We start from the raw sequence: 17,109 nt of genomic DNA on the forward strand, positions 1-17,109 counted from the left end.
ATGAACGCATTCGAAGCCGAAGGCCTGGTCAAACGCTTCGGCAAGACCACCGCTCTGGACGGCATCGACCTGGCCGCGCGCCAGGGCTCGGTGCTGGGGGTGCTGGGACCCAACGGCGCGGGCAAGACCACCGCCGTGCGCATCCTGGCCACGCTGCTGCGCGCCGACGCCGGCCGCGCCAGCGTGGCCGGGCTCGACGTGGCACGCCGGCCCGCCCAGGTGCGCCGCCGCATCGGCCTGACCGGCCAGTACGCCTCGGTCGATGAGGATCTGACCGGCCGGGAGAACCTTGTGCTCATCGGCAGGCTGCTGGACCTGCGCTCCAGCGACGCCCAGGTGCGCGCCGCCCAGCTGCTGGCCGACTTCGGCCTGGCCGAGGCCGCCGACCGGCGGGCCTCCACCTATTCCGGCGGCATGCGCCGCCGCCTGGACCTGGCCGCCTCCCTGGTCGGCCGGCCCGAGGTCATCTTCCTGGACGAGCCCACCACCGGCCTGGACCCGGCCAAGCGCGAGGACGTGTGGTCCATCGTGCGCAAACTGGTGGCCGACGGCGTCACCGTGCTGCTGACCACGCAGTACCTGGAGGAGGCCGACGCGCTGGCCGACGACATCTCGGTCATCGACCACGGCAAGGTCATCGCGTACGGCACCCCGGCCGAGCTCAAGCGCGTCGTGGGCGGCCAGACCGTCCTGGTACGGCCCGCCGACCCGGCCCGCCTGGCCGAGGCGGCAGCCATCATCGCCGCCGTGGCCGGCCGCGAGACCGAATCGCCGGGCCGCGACGTGGTGACCGTCCCCGTCGGCGGCGACGCCGCCTTCACCGAGATCGTCGCCCGGCTGGCGGGCGCCGGGATCGCCGTGACCGAGCTGTCGCTGCGTCTGCCCAGCCTGGACGAGGTGTTCTTCACCCTGACGGGCCACCACACCGAGGAGGCCGCATGACCACCACGCTGTCCCGCTCCACCGCGGCCCCCGCCACGATCGAGCGCAGGCCGTTCGGGCTGGTCCGCCACAGCCTGGCGCTGGCCGGGCGCAGCGTCATCAAGACGCTGCGCACCCCCGAGCAGCTGCTCGACGTCACCCTGCAGCCGATCATCTTCGTGGTCATCTACGTGTTCCTGCTGGGCGGCGCCGTGGCCGGCAACACCCACGACTACCTGCAGTTCCTGCTCCCGGCGATCATGGTGCAGACGGTGATGTTCGGCGGCATGGCCACCGGCGTCAACCTCAACACCGACATCAAGAAGGGCGTCTTCGACCGCTTCCGCAGCCTGCCCATCGCCCGTTCGGCGCCGCTGATCGGCTCGGTGCTCGGCGACCTGATCCGCTACCTGGTGGCCATCGTGGTGCTGCTCGGTTTCGGGTACGCGCTGGGCTTCCGCATCGGCACCGACCCGCTGTCGACCCTGGCGGCCTGCCTGCTGACGGTGTTCTTCGCCTTCTGCGTCAGCTGGGCGTTCGTGCTGCTGGGGGTGCTGATGCGCGAGCCGGGCGGGGTGCAGGGCATGGCGTTCATCGTGCTGTTCCCGCTGACGTTCGGCACCAGCATGATCACCCCGAAGAACACCCTGCCGGGCTGGCTGCAGGCCTGGACCGATATCAACCCTGTCAACCACGCCATGGACGCCTCCCGCGCGCTGATGCTCGGCGGCCCGGTGGGCTCCTCGGTGGTGTGGACCCTGGCCTCGGGCCTGGTGCTGCTGGCGGTGTTCGCGCCCCTGGCGGTGCGCGGCTACCGCCGCCGCACCTGAGCCTGGTGGTCGCAGACCAGGTTCAGCGCATCGGATCGCCGCAGGGTGCTGCCGCGGGCGTAGGCCGCGTCGTAGCCCTCGCCGAGCAGGTCGCGCAGCAGCTCGGCGATGCGGGCCACGTCCCGGTCGCCGGAGTCGGGGGCGCCGCGCAGCTGCTCGGCGGCGCCCAGGGTCTCGGCCGCCAGCACCGGCAGGTCCTGGTGGATGCGCAGTTCGGCCACGGCCACGGCGACCCTGGCCAGCACCGGCATGTCCTTGGCCTGCAACGTCAGTTCCGTCGCCCGCGCCAGCAGGGCCTCGGCCTCGGCCAGCTCACCGCGGGCCACCGCCAGGTGGGCCGTGCCGGCCAGCACCAGCGCGCGGAACTGCGGCGCGACCATGCGTACCCCCGCCAGCAGCTCCTCGGCCGCCAGGTACTCCTTGTGCGCCCGTTCCAGGTCGCCCTCGGCGCGGGCCAGGTCGCCCAGCACGGCACGGGCGAAGGAGGCCTCGTGGCCCGGCGTCTGCGGCCCGGCGCTGGTGATCGCGTCCAGCTCGGCTCTGGCCCGCTCCAGCTGGCCCTGCCGGATGCGGATCGAGGCCTGTGAGACGCGCTGGTGTGCCGGATCGTCGTCCGGGTTGAGCTCCAGCATCAGCCGCACGGCCTCCTGCATCGCGGGGATGGCCAGGTCGTATTCGCCGAAGACGGTGTAGGCCTCGGCCAGCGCCGTCATCGCCAGCGACAGCGCCCACCGCTCGCCGCCGGCCTGCAGCACCTCGGCGGCGGCCAGCAGGTCCTCAAGCGAGCCGGCCATGTCGCCGTCGTTCTCCCTGATCGCGGCCCTGATCAGCAGCAGCATCCCGCGAGCCCACGGATCCGGATGCGAAAGCCGCCGCTCGACCGTGGCCATGCCCAGCTCGTAGTCGTCGGAGAACAACGCCACCGCCGGCTCGAGCAGCGCCAGGATCGGGTGGCCCAGCTCCGCCTCGTCGCCGGGGAACATACCGGTCAGCTCGCGCACCACGGCCTCGGCGGTGACCTCGTCGTCGCCCAGCGCCCCGTTGATCAGGTAGACGGCCGAGGCGACCACCCTGGCCACCCGCGGCGCCGGACCCGGCACCTCCAGCGCCCTGCGCAGCCAGGCGGCCGAGTCGCGCAGGCTGCCGCGGATCGTCCAGAACACGCCCAGCGCCGCGGCCAGCCGTACCGCGGTGTCGGCGTCGCCTGAGTCGACGGCGAAGTGCAGCGCGGCCAGCAGGTTGTCGTGCTCGGCCACCAGCTGCTCGATGGCCTCCAGCTGTTCGCGGCCGCGCAGCTGCGGCTCGCGGCGCTCGGCCATGGCCATGAAGTAGGCGGCGTGTCCGGCGCGGGCGGCGGCGATCTGCCCGGATTCGGCCAGGCGTTCCAGCCCGTACTCGCGGATCGTCTCCAGCATCCGGTAGCGGCCCTCGCCGGACGGCTGCAGCAGCGACTTGTCCACCAGCGCGGCCAGCACGTCGAGCGTGCCGCCCAGGTGCTCGGCCGCCGGCAGGTCGAACCCACCGGAGAAGACCGACAGCCGCTCGATCAGCCGCCGCTCGTCCGCCTCCAGCAGGTCCCAGCTCCAGGCCACGACCGCGCGCAGCGTCTGGTGCCGCGGCAACGCCGTACGGCTGCCGCCGCTCAGCAGCCGGAAGCGGTCGTCGAGCCGTTCCGCGAGCTGGCGCAGCGTCAGCGCGCGCAGCCGGGCCGCGGCCAGCTCGATGGCCAGCGGCAGCCCGTCCAGGCGGCGGCAGATCTCGCGCACGGTCTCGGCGTTGCCGTCGTCGAGGCCGAAGCCGGGCCGGACGGCGGCCACGCGGTCGGTGAACAGCCGCACCGCCGGCTCGACCGGCAGCGGCGGCACCGGGCACAGCGTCTCGCCGCCGATGGCCAGCGGCTCGCGGCCGGTGGCCAGCACGCGCAGCCCCGGGCAGCGGCCGAGCAGTTCCTCGGCCAGGTGCGCGACCGCCTCGAGCAGGTGCTCGCAGTTGTCGAGCAGGAGCAGCACCGGCGGCCCGGCCAGCGCCTCCACCAGCCTGCCCATGGTGTCGCGCGGCCCGATCGCGGCCGGCACCTGCCGCTGGCCGAGCGCGCCGAGCACCGCCTGGGCGACGTCGTCGGGGTCGGTGACCGGCGCCAGCTCGACCAGCCACACCGACTGGTCCAGCCCCGCCGCGACCGTGGTGGCCAGCCGGGTCTTGCCGGCGCCGCCCGGCCCGACCAGGGTGACCAGGCGCTGCTCGCGCAGCAGCCGGTGCAGGCGCTCCACCTCGGCGGCGCGGCCGACGAAGCTGGTCAGCGGCAGCCGCAGGTTCGTCCGCACCGGCCTGACGGGCTCGGGACCCTTCAGCAGGGCGGCGTGCAGCTCGCGCAGGCGCGGGCCCGGGTCGGCACCCAGCTCCTCGGCCAGCCGGGCACGGATCTCCTCGTAGGCGGCCAGCGCCTCGGCGTGCCGCCCCGCGGCGCGCAGCGCCTGGATGCGCAGGGCGTGCAGGCGTTCGCGCAGCGGGTGGCGGGCGATCAGCTCACCCAGCTCGGCCACCAGCTCCTCGTTCGCGCCCGCGAGCTTCAGCCGGGCCTCGGCCCGCTGTTCCAGGGCGGCCAGGTGGCTTTCCGCCAGGCGGACGACGTGGCCCTGGGCGAAGGGGGCCGCGGCCACCTCGCCGAGCGCGGGGCCGCGCCACAGGGCCAGGGCCTGGTCGAGCAGGTCGGCGGCGGTGGCGGGGTCGGCTTGGGCGGCCTGCCGTACCAGGTCGTGGAACTCGCGCTCGTCGGTGTCGGCCTGCAGCCGGTAGCCGCCGGGCATGGAGGCCAGCGCGGCGGGGTCGGGCAGGGCGCGGCGCAGCCTCGACACCAGCGACTGCAGGGCGTTGGCCGGGTCGGCCGGCCTGGCCTCGGGCCACAGCGCTTCGGCCAGCTCGTCCACCGTCACCGGCCGGCCGGCGGCCAGGGCCAGCCGCACCAGCAGCCGGCGCAGCTGCGCCCCGCCGATCTCCGCGCCCTCGACCAGCAGCGGCCCCAGGATCCCCACACGCACATCCCCATGCTGCCATCTGGGATCTACCGTTCGCTCTCTGTCGCTTTCCAGAGGCGGGAACCGCGGGCGCCGCGACACCTCCACACCCGCGCTGCGGTCGTCCGGCGCCCTGTACGGCGAGCCAGGAGGCCCGTGGCCCCCTGCGGACGCAAGCAACACGGGGGCGGCAGGTCCCGAGGCACGGCGAGGGCCAGGGACCCGTGGTGCCAGGACAGCGTGACGTCGTGGTGGCGAGAAGCGTCCCCGACTCGCCGGAAGCGCCGGTCGCGGGCCATCAGCCGCAGTGCGGCGGGCGGCCGGTGGCGGCGGCCCGCCGTACAAGAACGAACTGGGGATTGACGCTCACAGCGGGTCAGTCCTGGTGGGGTTGCCAGGGTCGGGTGCCGCCGGGGATGGGGGCGTCGGGCTGGTACGGGGTGCGGGTGAAGATGAAGGTGTTGAGGTCGAGGTGGTCGTCGGCCACGCGCAGCGTCTCCCCGGCGTAGTAGCCGTCGAGGCCGAGCCAGGTGCCGTCGTCCTGCGGCACGAAGCGGGAGGCGCGGCCGCGGCCGTTGAGCGGGGCGAGGGCGAGCCCGCGGTGGGGCAGCAGGCTCAGCGTGTAGGCGGCGGGGCCCCAGTGCCACAGTCCGGTGAGGGCGAGCAGGTCGGGGTCGGCGGGTGAGGGCTGCCATTCCTCGGGCAGGCGGGGCTCGTGCTCGGCCAGGATCGACAGCAGCTCGACGGCCAGGGTGCGGCTGATGCCGGAGGTGGCGTTGGCCATGAACAGCACGCCGAGCTTCTCGGCCGGGTCGGCCCACACGGTGGCCAGGAAGCCGGGCATGGACCCGGTGTGCCCGGCCAGGCGGCGGCCGCCGGCGCGGGCCAGCTGCAGGCCGAGCCCGTAGCCGGAGGTCCAGGCGTCGCCGTCCTCGACGGTGGCGGGTTCGCGCATCTCGGCCAGGGTGCCGGCCGCCAGCACGCCGCCGGTGTCGCCGGCCACGAAGGCCGCCCACCTGGCCAGGTCGCGCACCGTGGACCACAGCTGCCCCGCGGGAGCCATGGCCTGGGCGTCGTGTTCCGGCTCGGGCAGCAGCACGTCGGCGAAGGGGTGCACGGCGTAGCCGGTGGCGTGCGGCGCGCGCGGCCTGGGGGTGGTGGCGTCCATGCCGAGCGGCCGCAGGACTTCCTGCTGTACGGCCTGCAGCCAGCCGTGGCCGCGCAGCCGCCCGATCACCTCGCCGAGCAGGCCGAAGCCGAGGTTGGAGTAGTGGAACACCCGCCCTGGCCGGTGCTTGTGCTCCTGCTCGCCCAGCAGGGCGACCAGCTGGTCGGCGGGCAGGCCGGGGGTGCGCTCCCACCAGCCGGTGGGCGGTTCGGCGGTCAGGCCGCCGGTGTGCGAGAGCAGCTGGGCGATGGTGACCTCGCCGAACGGGGTGCCCGGCAGGTGCTTGCCGAGCGGGTCGAGCAGGTCGAGGCGGCCCTCGTCGCGCAGCCGCATGACGACCACGGCCACGATGGACTTGGTGATGGAGCCCAGCCGGTACTGCGTGTCCTGGGTCGGCGCGGCGCCGCCGACCCAGCCGCGCGCGCCGAACCAGGCCAGGCCGCCGTCGCGGACGATCGCCGCGCTCAGCGACGGGATCCTGGACTCGGCCTGCTCGACGGCCAGCCTGCGCAGCAGCGCCCGCGCCGTCGTCTCACCCACCTCGATCATGCCGCCCAGGGTATCGGCGCTCTGGCCTGCCCGATGACCGGGGAAGTACCTTCGTGGGCGGGCTTCCGGATTCCGGCGACATCTGCGGGCGGCTATGAGACTTCCACGCGCGATCGGCGGGCTGCTGGCCGTACTGCTGGCGGGCTGCACCTCCCTCCAGCCGGCGCCGCAGCAGAAACCCCGGCAACAGCAGGCCGACGGATGCAGGAACGTCAAGCTGGAGTCCGGCAGGCACACGATGCGCTTCGGCGGGCTGGAGCGGACCTATCTGCTGCGGGTCCCCAAGGACCGAGGCCCGCATCCGATCCTGCTCGACCTGCACGGGCTCGGCTCGACGGCCACGCGGCAGGCTGCCTACAGCCGGCTGCCCGAGGCGGGCGCGGCGCGCGGCTACATCGTGGCCACGCCGCAGGCGGCCGAGGGCAGGCTGGGCTGGACGCTGCCGCACACCTACGGCCCCGACGACACCGGATTCCTGGCCGCGCTGCTCGACCACCTCGAGGGCGGGCTGTGCGCCGACAAGAGCAGGGAGTTCGCCGCCGGCATGTCCTACGGGGCGGGGATGGCGGCGGCGCTGGTGTGCGCGCTGGCCGGACGCTTGGCAGGGGTGGCGCCGGTGGCCGGGATCAACATCGTCGAACCGTGCCAGGAGGCCAAGCCGACCGTCATCGTGGCCTTCCACGGCGACGCCGACCGCGTCGTGCCCTATCGCGGCGGCCATCCCTTCCAGGACGCCTCGGGCCGGCTGCGCAACCTGGCCGACCTGGTGGTGCTCCCCACGGTGGCGAAGGTGGTGGACGGCTGGGCGGCCATCCTCGGCTGCACAAAGTCCCGAAATATCAAACTTTCTTCGGATGTACGGCGGGCCAGCTGGAGCCACTGCGCACCCGGCGCCGCCCTCACCCTGTACACGATCAGGGGCGGCGGCCACACCTGGCCGGGCCCGATCGCGGTCTCCAGCCTGGGCGCGACCGCGCGGGATCTGGACGCCACCCGGGTCATCCTGGACGCCTTCGACGCGGCCCCGTCCCGGTGAACATCTGGGCCTACCCGACACATCGGTGGCCCTGTAAGACAGGCACAGAGGCAACGATCACGGGGGTGGGACCATGGGCGAGGACGTCCGCATCATCATCGAAGCCGTACCGCGCGCCGGTCTGAGTGCCGACCGGTTACGGCAGGCGCTGGCCGATCATCCGCAGGCGCTGGCGGCTCTGGAGGTCGCCGACCCGCGAACGCTGCACGTCCCCTTCGCGGCCGCGCTCGGCCACGACCCGGGGCCGGATGCCGCCTTCCGCGCCACGGTGTTCGACCCGGCGGCCAACCGGGCCATCGAGCTGCGCGGCAGCCTGGAACGGCCGGAGCAGGCCGAGGTGCGCCACAGCGCCGACCGTCCCCAGCCCGGCAGGCAGGAGCTGGCCGAGGCCGCCGAGATCCTGCGGGCCGACCCGGCCTTCCCGCAGGGCGAGGACGTGGTGGTCTACCGGCCGATGCCGCCGCTGGCCGACCTGGAGAACCCCGACGGCACCACCGTGCGCCGCCCGACGCTGGGCGTCTACACCCCGGCCGACCCGACGGGGGTGCGGCACAGGATCGTGGCGGTCGACGTGGCCGGCCGTACCGTGGACTGGCGGCCGCAGGGGATCGACGTGCGGGCCCATCACGACTGCGAGCACAGCGTGCCGGAGGGAGTGGAGTCGCTGGCCGACCGGGGCGGCCCTGACCAGGTGCGGGTGCGCGTGCTGCGCGGCGAGACGGAGCTGTGGAACCTGCTGGTGGTGCGCCCGCGCGCCTCGGCGCCGCAGAACCCGGGCGTCGGCTCGGGGGTGGAGCTGCGCGAGGTGCGCTACCGCGGCCGGCTGGTGCTGCGGCAGGCGCACGTGCCGATCCTGAACGTGGAGTACGAGGAGGGCACCACCTTCCGCGACGACGCCAGCTTCGAGACCCGCTTCTCGGCCACCGGCCAGGACCCGGTCGGGTGGGGGTGGCGGCTGTGCGCGGATCCGCCGCGCACGATCCTGGAGCGGCCCGACAGCGACGCGGGCAACTTCCAGGGGGTGGCCTTCCACCACGACGGGCAGGAACTGCGCATCGTCAGCGAGATCGCGGCCGGCTGGTACCGCTACGCCAGCGACTGGCGGCTGGCCGACGACGGCACCATCAGGCCGCGCTTCGGCTTCGCGGCCACGGCCAACCCGATGACCTGCAAGGTGCACCGCCACCACGCCTACTGGCGCTTCGACTTCGACCTCGACGGCGCGGCCGACGACGTGGTCGAGGAGATCGACGAGACGGGCTCGATCATCCCCGAGCCGGTGGCCATCGTCCGCGAGACCTCGCGCCGGCGCCGGCCGCCGGCCAAGTACTGGCAGGTGCGCGACAAGGTCACCGGCCGCGGCTACCAGCTCCATCCGGGCGAGTTCGACTCCACCGCCGACGCCTACGGCGTCTCCGACCTGTGGTTCCTGCGCCACCACCCGTCCGAGCTCGAGGACGGCAACCCCGGCCCGCGCGACCGCGCCGCGCTCAACCGCTTCATGAACGGCGAATCGATCAACGGCGCCAACGTCGTGGTCTGGTACGCCGGCCACTACTACCACGACCAGGGCCACCCCCAGCCCCACCAGGGCGAGCTCATCGGCCCCGACTTGATCCCCATCGACTGAGCCTGTCGGCCGGCGCGGGCATAATGCTGGCCATGGCTGACGACCGCCCCCCGGGCAGCGTGCTCGAGGCGGTTCTCGAGCGGATCACCTACGCCAACGAGGAGACCGGCTACACCATCGCCCGGGTGGCCACCGAGCGCTCAGGGAGCGAGCTGCTGACCGTCGTCGGGCCGCTGCTCGGGGCGCAGGTGGGGGAGTCGCTGCGGCTGACCGGCCGGTGGGGTTCCCACCCGCGTTACGGCCGCCAGTTCGAGGTGTGGTCCTACACCACCGTGCTGCCGGCCACGATCCAGGGCATCCAGCGCTATCTCGGCTCCGGCCTGATCAAGGGGATCGGGCCGAAGATGGCCGAGCGCATCGTCGACCACTTCGGCACCGACACCCTCGAGGTGATCGAGAAGAGCCCGGAACGCCTGGTCGAGGTGCCGGGCCTGGGCCCCAAGCGGACCAAGATGATCGGCGCCGCCTGGGAGGAACAGAAGATCATCAAAGAGGTGATGATCTTCCTGCAGGGCGTCGGCGTGTCCACCTCCATCGCCGTGCGCATCTTCAAGCAGTACGGTGAGCGCTCGATCGACGTGGTGCGCGGCGAGCCGTACCGGCTGGCCGACGAGGTGTGGGGGATCGGTTTCAAGACCGCCGACACCATCGCCCAGGCCGTCGGCATCCCGCACGACAGCCCGCAGCGCGTCAAGGCGGGCCTGCGCTACACCCTGTCCCAGGCGGCCGACGACGGCCACTGCTACCTGCCCGCCCCCAACCTCGTCGCCGACGCCGTCAAGATCCTCGACGTACCGACCGAGCTGGTCACCACCTGCCTGGACGAATCGGTCAGGGACGAGGAGGTCGTGCGCGAGGACGTCCCCGCCACCGAGGGCACCGTCCCCGCCGTCTACCTGGTGCCCTTCCACCGCGCCGAGCTGTCGCTGGCCTCCGGGCTGCTGTCGCTGCTGCACGCCAAGGCCGACCGCCTCGCCGCCTTCGCCGACGTCGACTGGACCCGCGCGGAAGACTGGCTGCACGGCAAGACCGGCGCGGAGCTGGCCGCCGAGCAGCGCCAGGCCGTACGGCTGGCGCTGACGCACAAGGTGGCGGTGCTGACCGGCGGACCCGGCTGCGGCAAGAGCTTCACCGTGCGCTCCATCGTGCTGCTGGCCCGCGCCAAGCGCGCCCGCGTCATCCTGGCCGCGCCCACCGGCCGCGCCGCCAAGCGCCTGGCCGAGCTGACCGGCCACGAGGCCACCACCGTGCACCGCCTGCTGCAGCTGCGGCCGGGCGGCGAGGCCACCTTCGACCGCGACAACCCGCTGGACGCCGACCTGGTCGTGGTCGACGAGGCCTCGATGCTCGACCTGCTGCTGGCCAACAAGCTGGTCAAGGCCGTGGCGCCCGGCGCGCACCTGCTGTTCGTGGGCGACGTCGACCAGCTGCCCTCGGTCGGCGCGGGCGAGGTGCTGAAGGACCTGCTGGCCGCCGACGACATCCCCCGGGTGCGGCTGACGCAGATCTTCCGCCAGGCCCAGGAGTCCGGCGTCGTGGTCAACGCCCACCGCGTCAACACCGGCCACCACCCGATCCTGCAGGGCATGAGCGACTTCTTCCTGTTCCCCGCCGACGAGCCCGAGGACATCGCCGAGCTGACCGTGGACGTGGTGGCCCGCCGCATCCCGCGCAAGTTCCGCCTCGACCCGCGCCGCGACATCCAGGTGCTGGCGCCCATGCACCGCGGCGCCGCCGGCGCGGGCGCCCTCAACCTGGCCCTGCAGGAAGCCCTCACCCCCGCCCGCGAAGGCATGCCGGAACGCCGCTACGGCGGGCGCGTCTTCCGCGTCGGCGACAAGGTCACCCAGCTGCGCAACAACTACGACAAGGGCGCCGCGGGCGTCTTCAACGGCACCGTCGGCATCGTCACCGCGCTGCAGCCCGACGAGCACAAGCTGACCGTGCTGACCGACGAGGACGAGAGCGTCGACTACGCCTTCGACGAGCTGGACGAGCTGGCCCACGCCTACGCGGTGTCCATCCACCGCTCCCAGGGCAGCGAGTACCCCTGTGTGGTCGTGCCGCTGGCCACCAGCGCCTGGATGATGCTGCAGCGCAACCTGCTCTACACCGCCATCACCCGGGCCAAGAAGCTGGTGGTCATCGTCGGCTCGCGCCGCGCGCTCGCGCAGGCCATCCGTACCAAGGGCGCCGGCCGCCGCCACACGGGCCTGACCCACCGCCTCACCCGCTGAGGAGAAGCGGCCACTACCTGGCCGCTACCCCTGCGACCGTGGTCCCTGAATGAACCGAGACACCAGGAGACCATCATGTCCGTTGACACCGTGACCCACCTGAACTTCCGCGGCCAGGCCCGCGCGGCGCTCACGTTCTACCAGTCCGTGTTCGGCGGCGACGCGGTCGTGGTCACCTACGAGAACGCCGGGAACGTCCAGGATCCGTCCGAGGCCGACCAGGTGATGTGGGGCCAGGTGACCGCTCCCGGCGGTTTCCGCGTGATGGCCTACGACGTGCCCTCGCGCCTGCCCTGGAACCCGGGCGAGAACGCGTTCTTCATCTCACTCCGCGGCGAAACGGCCGAGGAGATCACCGCCTACTGGGACGGACTCTCCGCCGGCGCGACCGTCCTGCAGCCGCTCGGCCCCGCGGGGTGGGCGCCCCTGTACGGCATGCTGAAGGACCGGTTCGGCGTCACCTGGGTCGTGGACGTGAGCCGATGACCGTGCTGGACGGCCGGGCGCTCAACCGCGCGACGCTCGCCCGGCAGTTGCTGCTCGATCACGCCGACGTGCCGGTCCTCGACGCCGTGGCGCAGCTGTGCGGCCTGCAGGCCCAGGAGCCGCAGGAGCCGTTCGTCGGGCTCTGGTCGCGGCTGCGGGCCTTCGACCCGGCGGAGCTGTCGAAGCTGCTGACCGGCCGAGGCGTCGTGCGGACCCACCTGATGCGCCGCACCGTCCACCTGCTCACCGCCGGCGACGTCCTGGCCTGGCGCGCCCGCTACGACGCCATGCTGCGCCAGCGGGTTCTCGGGACCTACCGCCGCGAGCTCGACGGGGTGGACCTCGACGAGCTCGCGGCGGCGGGCCTGGCGGTGATGTCCGACGGGGAGCCCCGCTCGATGGGCGAGCTCGCGCGGGCGCTGGCCCAGCGCTGGCCGGGGCCGGGCCCGCGGGCGCTGGGCGAGATGCTGGTCGCCGCCCTCATCCCGATGGTGCAGCTGCCGCCGCGCGGGCTGTGGCGCGTCAAGGCGGGCGTGCGCAACGCCCTGCTGTCCTCCTGGCTGGGACGCGAGATCGACCCGCCGGCCGTGAACGGCGCCGACCCGGTCGGCCAGGAGCTGGTGCGCCGCTACCTGGCCGCCTACGGTCCCGCGGCCACGGCCGACCTGCGCGCCTGGTCCGGCCTGGCGGGACTGCCCGCAGCGGTCGCCGCGATCCGCGACGAGCTGATCGCCTTCCGCGACGAGCGCGGCCGCGAGCTCCTCGATCTGCCCGGCGCTCCCCGCCCCGACCCCGACGTGCCCGCTCCGGTGCGGTTCCTGCCGGCCTTCGACAACGCGATCCTCGGTTACCACGACCGCGGCCGCATCATCGACGACGCCCACCGCGGCCTGTCGGTCGCCGGTGAACGCGTCGTCCTGCTCGACGGCCGGGTCGCCGCGACCTGGACCGTCCAGGCCGGCACCGTGGTCGTCACCCCGCTGCGCCGCTTCTCCCGCGCCGACCGCGCCGCCGTGGGCGAGCAGGGCCGTGCGCTGGCGGGGTTCCTGTCCGAGCACGAGAGCCGCCGCGTGCGGATCTCCGCGGCTCCCTAGCGCGCGGCGTCGGCGTAGCGGCGGGCCAGGTGGGCGAAGGCGGCCTTGAGCTCGGCCGGCCCGACGACCTGGATGTCGGCGTCGAACCTGCCGATGGTGGCCGCCAGCGCGGGCCACGACCACGCGCCCAGGACGAGGCGGCAGCGGTCCTGGCCGAGTTCTTCGACGACCGCGTCGCGGGTGTAGGCGGACACGACGTGGGCGGGCAGGTCGAGGATCACCTCGCCGCGGCAGGGCCAGTCTCCGGGCCCCTCGGAACCCTGGAATCTGGCGGCGACGAAAGCGGCAACGTCGCCTCCTGGCAGTTCGCGCGGGGTGAAGCGGGGTCCGTTGGGAATGCGCGGGGTGATCCGGTCGACGCGGAAGGTGCGCCAGTCGTCGCGGTCGAGGTCCCAGGCGACCAGGTACCAGCGCCCGCCCCAGGTGACGAGGTGGTGTGGCTGCGCCCGGCGCGGCGGGGCGTCGGCGGCGCCGGCTTCCGGCTGGGCGTAGTCGAAGCGCAGTACCTCGCGGGCGCGGACGGCCGCGCCGACGGCCATCAGGACCTGCGGGTCGGCCTGCGGGTTCGGCCGGGTCGCCGGGCGGACGGCGGTGACCTGGAGGGCGTCGATGCGGTGGCGCAGCCGGGCCGGCATGACCTGACGGACGGTGGCCAGCGCGCGTGCCGCGGCCTCCTCGATTCCCGCGCCTGTGGTGGCGGCGCTCTGCAGCGCGACGGCGAGGGCGACGGCCTGGTCGTCGTCGAACAGCAGCGGCGGCAGCTCCGTGCCGGCACCGAGCCGGTAGCCCCCGTCCGGGCCTTTGGTGGCCGTGATCGGGTAGCCGAGCTCGCGCAGGCGGTCGACGTCGCGGCGGACGGTGCGCGGGCTGACCTCCAGCCGCTCGGCCAGCAGCTGCCCCGGCCAGTCCCGGCGTGCCTGGAGCAGGGACAGCAGCGCCAGCAGCCGCGCGGACGTCTTCTGCATGCCACGCAATGTATCCGGAGTAGCGGCCATGCTCTGTCCGCTTCTCCTTCTCGGTACGGCCCGCGTCGGTACGGGATCGTCAGTCGCAGGCGGCCAGGCGTTTGCGCAGGCGGGCGCCCAGGCGCTGGCCGGGAAGCTCCACCCAGCGCCAGGTCAGCGCCGACAGGCCGAGCAGCGCGGCCAGCACGGCGGCCAGGATCGCCAGCCGCCAGGCCAGCGCGACCCCGCTGTCGGGCAGCAGCGCGTCGACGCTGTGCAGCAGCAGCGGGTGCAGCAGGTACACCGAGTAGGACACCAGCCCCAGCCAGGCCAGCGCCCCGGGCACGCGGCGACGCCGCAGCAGCATGCCGACGGCGAACGTGGCCCAGGCGGCGAGCGTGGCGACCCGGGTGGGACCCGAGGCGTCCACGGCCCAGCCGGCGAAGGGCACCAACACCACCCACGCGGCCGTGTACCAGGGCAGCTCGCCGCGCTCGGCCCGGTACAGCACGGTGCCGGAGAACATGGTGGCCAGGATGATCAGGCTCTGCCAGGCGGGGAAGTGGCCGTTGCAGGCCAGCAGCACCACCACGGTCACCGCCAGCACCACCGCCGCCACCTTGCGCCCCTGCGGCCCGCCGTACAGGACTCCGGCCAGCCCGGCCGCCACGCACGCCAGCACCACGGCGAGCGTCAGGGGCAGGTTGCCGGTGAAGAGCGAGGTCGGCAGCAGGCCCGCCCCTGCCACCGCGGCGGCGGTGAAGGCCAGCGCGGCCGTCAGGCTGCGGCGGTGTCCGCCGAGCGTGAACAGCGCCGTGAGCAGCAGGTAGAAGGCCATCTCGTAGGACAGCGTCCACAGCACGTTCAGCACGCGCGGCACGCCGAGCAGGTCCTGCAGCATCGTCAGGTGGGCCAGCGCCGTGGTGACCGGACCCGGCGAGCGCACCTGGAGCACCCCCGCGGCCGCGAGCGCCAGCACGCCCACCATGCACGCCGCCCACAGCGGATACAGCCGGAACCCTCGCGAGATCCAGAAACCGCGCACATCGCCGCGCCGCTCCAGCGAGGCGGGCACCACGTAGCCGCTGACCAGGAAGAACACCAGCACGCCGTACCAGCCGGGCGCGAAGTACGGCCCGCCTGCCTGGCGGGCCTCCGGCAGCAGCGGCCCCAGCGCGTGCTCGTAGACCACCGCCAGCGCCGCGATCCCGCGCAGAGCGTCCAGCCAGGCCAGCCGTGTACCCGCGGCGGTGTGGGGGACAGACGCCTGCGGCGTGAGCACGGCCATCGGCCCAGGATAGGCCACGCTGACCTGCGCTTGACTGCGCCAAGTGATCGAAATGTTACCGAACTCTCCTAAATGATTCCGCGTCTTCCATGTAGGAGCATTAAGGTGCTCTAGGTGCGCTTTGCTGTAATGGGGGAGAGATCTAACTTGAACGTTGCGCCCACTTGGAGGAAACCGGTCGCCGGGGTCGCGTTGCTGGCCGCGGCGGCGCTGACGGCATCGTGCACGAGTGGCAATGCCGCCACCCGCACGCCCGGCGCACCCGACGATCCCACCGCTTCGGTCAGCCCCCAGGCGCCGACGATCACCATCACCCCGGCCGAGGGCGCCGCCAAGGTCGACCCGGCCAAGAAGATCGTCGTGACCGCCTCCGGCGGCACGCTGGACGAGGTCAGCGCGGAAAGCGGCGGCAAGGCCGTACAGGGCAGCTTCAACGCCGACAAGACCAAGTGGGTCTCGACCGGCACGCTGCGCGTGTCCAGCGCCTACACCGTCTCGGCCAAGTCCGGTGTCACCACCGCCTCCAGCAAGTTCAAGACGCTCAAGCCCGAGCGTGAGCTGGCCGTGGCAGATGTCACACCGGCCGCCGCGGGTGAGACGGTCGGCGTGGGGGCGCCGATCATCGTCACCTTCAACCAGCCGGTCGAGCAGAAGGCCGCCGTCGAGCGTGCCCTGCAGATCAAGGCGGACAAGCCGGTCACCGGCGCCTGGCGGTGGATCAACGACACGGTCGTCATCTACCGCACCGCCAAGTACTGGCCGGCCCACCAGAAGGTCCGCTTCAACGCCATGCTCAACGGCGTCAAGGCAGGCAAGGGCCTGTACGGGGTCAAGAACAGCACCGCCACGCTGAAGATCGGCGCCCAGATGATCAGCAAGGTGGACGTCAAGAAGCACATGATGTACGTGTACAAGGACGGCAAGAAGATCCAGACCATGCGCATCAGCGCCGGTATGGCCACCACCCGCGAGTACACCACCACCAACGGCGTCCACCTGACGATGGAGCGCGGCAACCCGGTCCGCATGATCTCGCCCGGCCGCAAGAAGGGCGACCCCGGCTACTACGACGTCATGATCGGTCACGCCGTGCGCATCTCCAGCTCCGGCGAGTACGTCCACGCCAAGGACAACGTCTGGGCCCAGGGCCGCTCCAACGTCTCCCACGGCTGCATCAACGCCCGGCCCGACCAGGCCAAGTGGTTCTACGACCACTTCCAGCGCGGCGACGTCGTCGTCATCTCCGGCACCACTCGCGAGCTGGAGTGGAACAACGGCTGGGGCTTCTGGCAGCTGCCCTTCAAGCAGTGGAAGAAGGGCAGCGCCCTGTACAAGAAGTCCTGATCAGGCGATGCGCCGCTGGAGCACCTGGCCCGGCCAGGTGCCGACGGTGAAGGGCGCCTCGCGGACGAAGCCGCAGCTTTCATAGAAGGTGACCAGCTTGCCGTCGTCACCGGCGTAGCAGTCCACCCGCAGCAGCCCGACGCCGCGGCGGCGCGCCTCCTGGCCCGCCCACTCCAGCAGCGTCCGGCCCACGCCGCGCCCGGCGAACCGCTGGTCGGTGACCAGGCCCTGGACGTACAGCTCCGGCTCGGGCGCGGGTTCGACGTAGGCCACCGGCGCTCCCACCGTCACGCAGCCGGCGGCCTGCCCGTCGACCTCGGCGATCCGCATCCCGCCGCTGCCGACCCACGCCTCGACCTGGGCGGTGCGCTTGGCGTTGCCGGTGAACGGCTCGCTACCCCACTGCCCGGTCCGCCCCTGCGCCACCAGCCACGCCACCGCGCTGTCGAACATCCCCAGCACCGCCGCCACATCCGACGACCCAGCCACCCGAATCTCCATGATCCCCACCTTATGGGCAGATTTCCGACACTTCGCGCAAGGGTGGCTTGTTGTGGTTGATGCGGAA

The 17,109-nt window shown here is 73.0% G+C and carries 13 protein-coding genes; 8 read left to right on the top strand and 5 right to left on the bottom strand.

Annotation, left to right across the window (positions count from 1 at the left end; translation table 11 throughout):
* Together KIK09_RS41385 and KIK09_RS41390 are read left to right on the top strand one after the other, a co-directional pair.
* Window positions 1-942 (top strand): ATP-binding cassette domain-containing protein, encoded by a 942-nt coding sequence (locus KIK09_RS41385; protein WP_214324964.1) that lies wholly within the window; start codon window positions 1-3, stop codon window positions 940-942.
* Window positions 939-1,751 (top strand): ABC transporter permease, encoded by an 813-nt coding sequence (locus KIK09_RS41390; protein ID WP_214324965.1) that lies wholly within the window; start codon window positions 939-941, stop codon window positions 1,749-1,751. The genes KIK09_RS41385 and KIK09_RS41390 overlap by 4 nt, the downstream gene beginning before the upstream one ends.
* On the opposite strand, the gene KIK09_RS41395 is transcribed toward KIK09_RS41390, so the two are convergent.
* A complete protein-coding gene (locus KIK09_RS41395) occupies window positions 1,733-4,789 on the bottom strand; it encodes an ATP-binding protein (protein WP_214324966.1) in 3,057 nt (1,018 codons plus the stop codon). The genes KIK09_RS41390 and KIK09_RS41395 overlap by 19 nt on opposite strands.
* Before the next feature lie 352 nt (window positions 4,790-5,141).
* On the bottom strand, window positions 5,142-6,482 hold the full coding sequence (locus KIK09_RS41400; RefSeq protein WP_214324967.1) for a serine hydrolase domain-containing protein: 1,341 nt from the start codon (window positions 6,480-6,482) through the stop codon (window positions 5,142-5,144).
* 94 nt (window positions 6,483-6,576) lie between these two features.
* On the opposite strand from KIK09_RS41400, the gene KIK09_RS41405 reads away from it, so the two are divergent.
* The 5 genes from KIK09_RS41405 (at window position 6,577) to KIK09_RS41425 (ending at window position 12,965) form a co-directional block, all read left to right on the top strand.
* Window positions 6,577-7,518 carry a CE1 family esterase gene (locus tag KIK09_RS41405; protein ID WP_214324968.1) on the top strand — a complete coding sequence of 314 codons (942 nt, stop codon included), beginning with the start codon at window positions 6,577-6,579 and terminating at the stop codon, window positions 7,516-7,518.
* A 73-nt stretch (window positions 7,519-7,591) separates the two neighbouring features.
* On the top strand, window positions 7,592-9,148 hold the full coding sequence (locus KIK09_RS41410; protein ID WP_214324969.1) for a hypothetical protein: 1,557 nt from the start codon (window positions 7,592-7,594) through the stop codon (window positions 9,146-9,148).
* Between the two features lie 32 nt (window positions 9,149-9,180).
* On the top strand, window positions 9,181-11,385 hold the full coding sequence (gene recD2 / locus KIK09_RS41415) for an SF1B family DNA helicase RecD2 (RefSeq protein ID WP_372455750.1): 2,205 nt from the start codon (window positions 9,181-9,183) through the stop codon (window positions 11,383-11,385).
* Window positions 11,386-11,460: 75 nt separating this feature from the next.
* Window positions 11,461-11,871: a VOC family protein gene (locus tag KIK09_RS41420; protein ID WP_214324971.1), complete on the top strand. Its 411-nt coding sequence runs from the start codon at window positions 11,461-11,463 to the stop codon at window positions 11,869-11,871.
* Window positions 11,868-12,965: a winged helix DNA-binding domain-containing protein gene (locus KIK09_RS41425; protein ID WP_214324972.1), complete on the top strand. Its 1,098-nt coding sequence runs from the start codon at window positions 11,868-11,870 to the stop codon at window positions 12,963-12,965. The genes KIK09_RS41420 and KIK09_RS41425 overlap by 4 nt, the downstream gene beginning before the upstream one ends.
* On the opposite strand, the gene KIK09_RS41430 is transcribed toward KIK09_RS41425, so the two are convergent.
* Window positions 12,962-13,930, bottom strand: coding sequence for a helix-turn-helix transcriptional regulator (locus KIK09_RS41430; RefSeq protein ID WP_214324973.1), 969 nt, complete (start codon window positions 13,928-13,930; stop codon window positions 12,962-12,964). The two genes, KIK09_RS41425 and KIK09_RS41430, sit on opposite strands and share 4 nt — an antisense overlap.
* 79 nt (window positions 13,931-14,009) lie before the next feature.
* Window positions 14,010-15,197, bottom strand: a complete 1,188-nt coding sequence (locus KIK09_RS41435) for an acyltransferase family protein (protein WP_214324974.1) — start codon at window positions 15,195-15,197, stop codon at window positions 14,010-14,012.
* A 147-nt stretch (window positions 15,198-15,344) separates the two neighbouring features.
* Between KIK09_RS41435 and KIK09_RS41440 the strand changes: the two genes are divergently transcribed.
* Window positions 15,345-16,541 carry a L,D-transpeptidase gene (locus KIK09_RS41440; RefSeq protein ID WP_250574596.1) on the top strand — a complete coding sequence of 399 codons (1,197 nt, stop codon included), beginning with the start codon at window positions 15,345-15,347 and terminating at the stop codon, window positions 16,539-16,541.
* On the opposite strand, the gene KIK09_RS41445 is transcribed toward KIK09_RS41440, so the two are convergent.
* Complete coding sequence (locus KIK09_RS41445) at window positions 16,542-17,042, bottom strand: GNAT family N-acetyltransferase (RefSeq protein ID WP_214324975.1); 501 nt, start codon at window positions 17,040-17,042, stop codon at window positions 16,542-16,544.
* Window positions 17,043-17,109: the final 67 nt, after the last annotated feature.

The sequence above is a fragment of the Nonomuraea sediminis genome, from assembly GCF_018531495.1.
Taxonomy (GTDB): Bacteria; Actinomycetota; Actinomycetes; order Streptosporangiales; family Streptosporangiaceae; genus Nonomuraea; species Nonomuraea sediminis.

Coding starts and splice junctions, on each gene's coding strand:
- KIK09_RS41400 (WP_214324967.1), bottom strand. CDS start 6,482: ATGATCGAGGTGGGTGAGACGACGGCGCGGGCGCTGCTGCGCAGGCTG.
- KIK09_RS41445 (WP_214324975.1), bottom strand. CDS start 17,042: ATGGAGATTCGGGTGGCTGGGTCGTCGGATGTGGCGGCGGTGCTGGGG.
- recD2 (WP_372455750.1), top strand. CDS start 9,181: ATGGCTGACGACCGCCCCCCGGGCAGCGTGCTCGAGGCGGTTCTCGAG.
- KIK09_RS41430 (WP_214324973.1), bottom strand. CDS start 13,930: ATGCAGAAGACGTCCGCGCGGCTGCTGGCGCTGCTGTCCCTGCTCCAG.
- KIK09_RS41425 (WP_214324972.1), top strand. CDS start 11,868: ATGACCGTGCTGGACGGCCGGGCGCTCAACCGCGCGACGCTCGCCCGG.
- KIK09_RS41435 (WP_214324974.1), bottom strand. CDS start 15,197: ATGGCCGTGCTCACGCCGCAGGCGTCTGTCCCCCACACCGCCGCGGGT.
- KIK09_RS41385 (WP_214324964.1), top strand. CDS start 1: ATGAACGCATTCGAAGCCGAAGGCCTGGTCAAACGCTTCGGCAAGACC.
- KIK09_RS41410 (WP_214324969.1), top strand. CDS start 7,592: ATGGGCGAGGACGTCCGCATCATCATCGAAGCCGTACCGCGCGCCGGT.
- KIK09_RS41405 (WP_214324968.1), top strand. CDS start 6,577: ATGAGACTTCCACGCGCGATCGGCGGGCTGCTGGCCGTACTGCTGGCG.
- KIK09_RS41420 (WP_214324971.1), top strand. CDS start 11,461: ATGTCCGTTGACACCGTGACCCACCTGAACTTCCGCGGCCAGGCCCGC.
- KIK09_RS41390 (WP_214324965.1), top strand. CDS start 939: ATGACCACCACGCTGTCCCGCTCCACCGCGGCCCCCGCCACGATCGAG.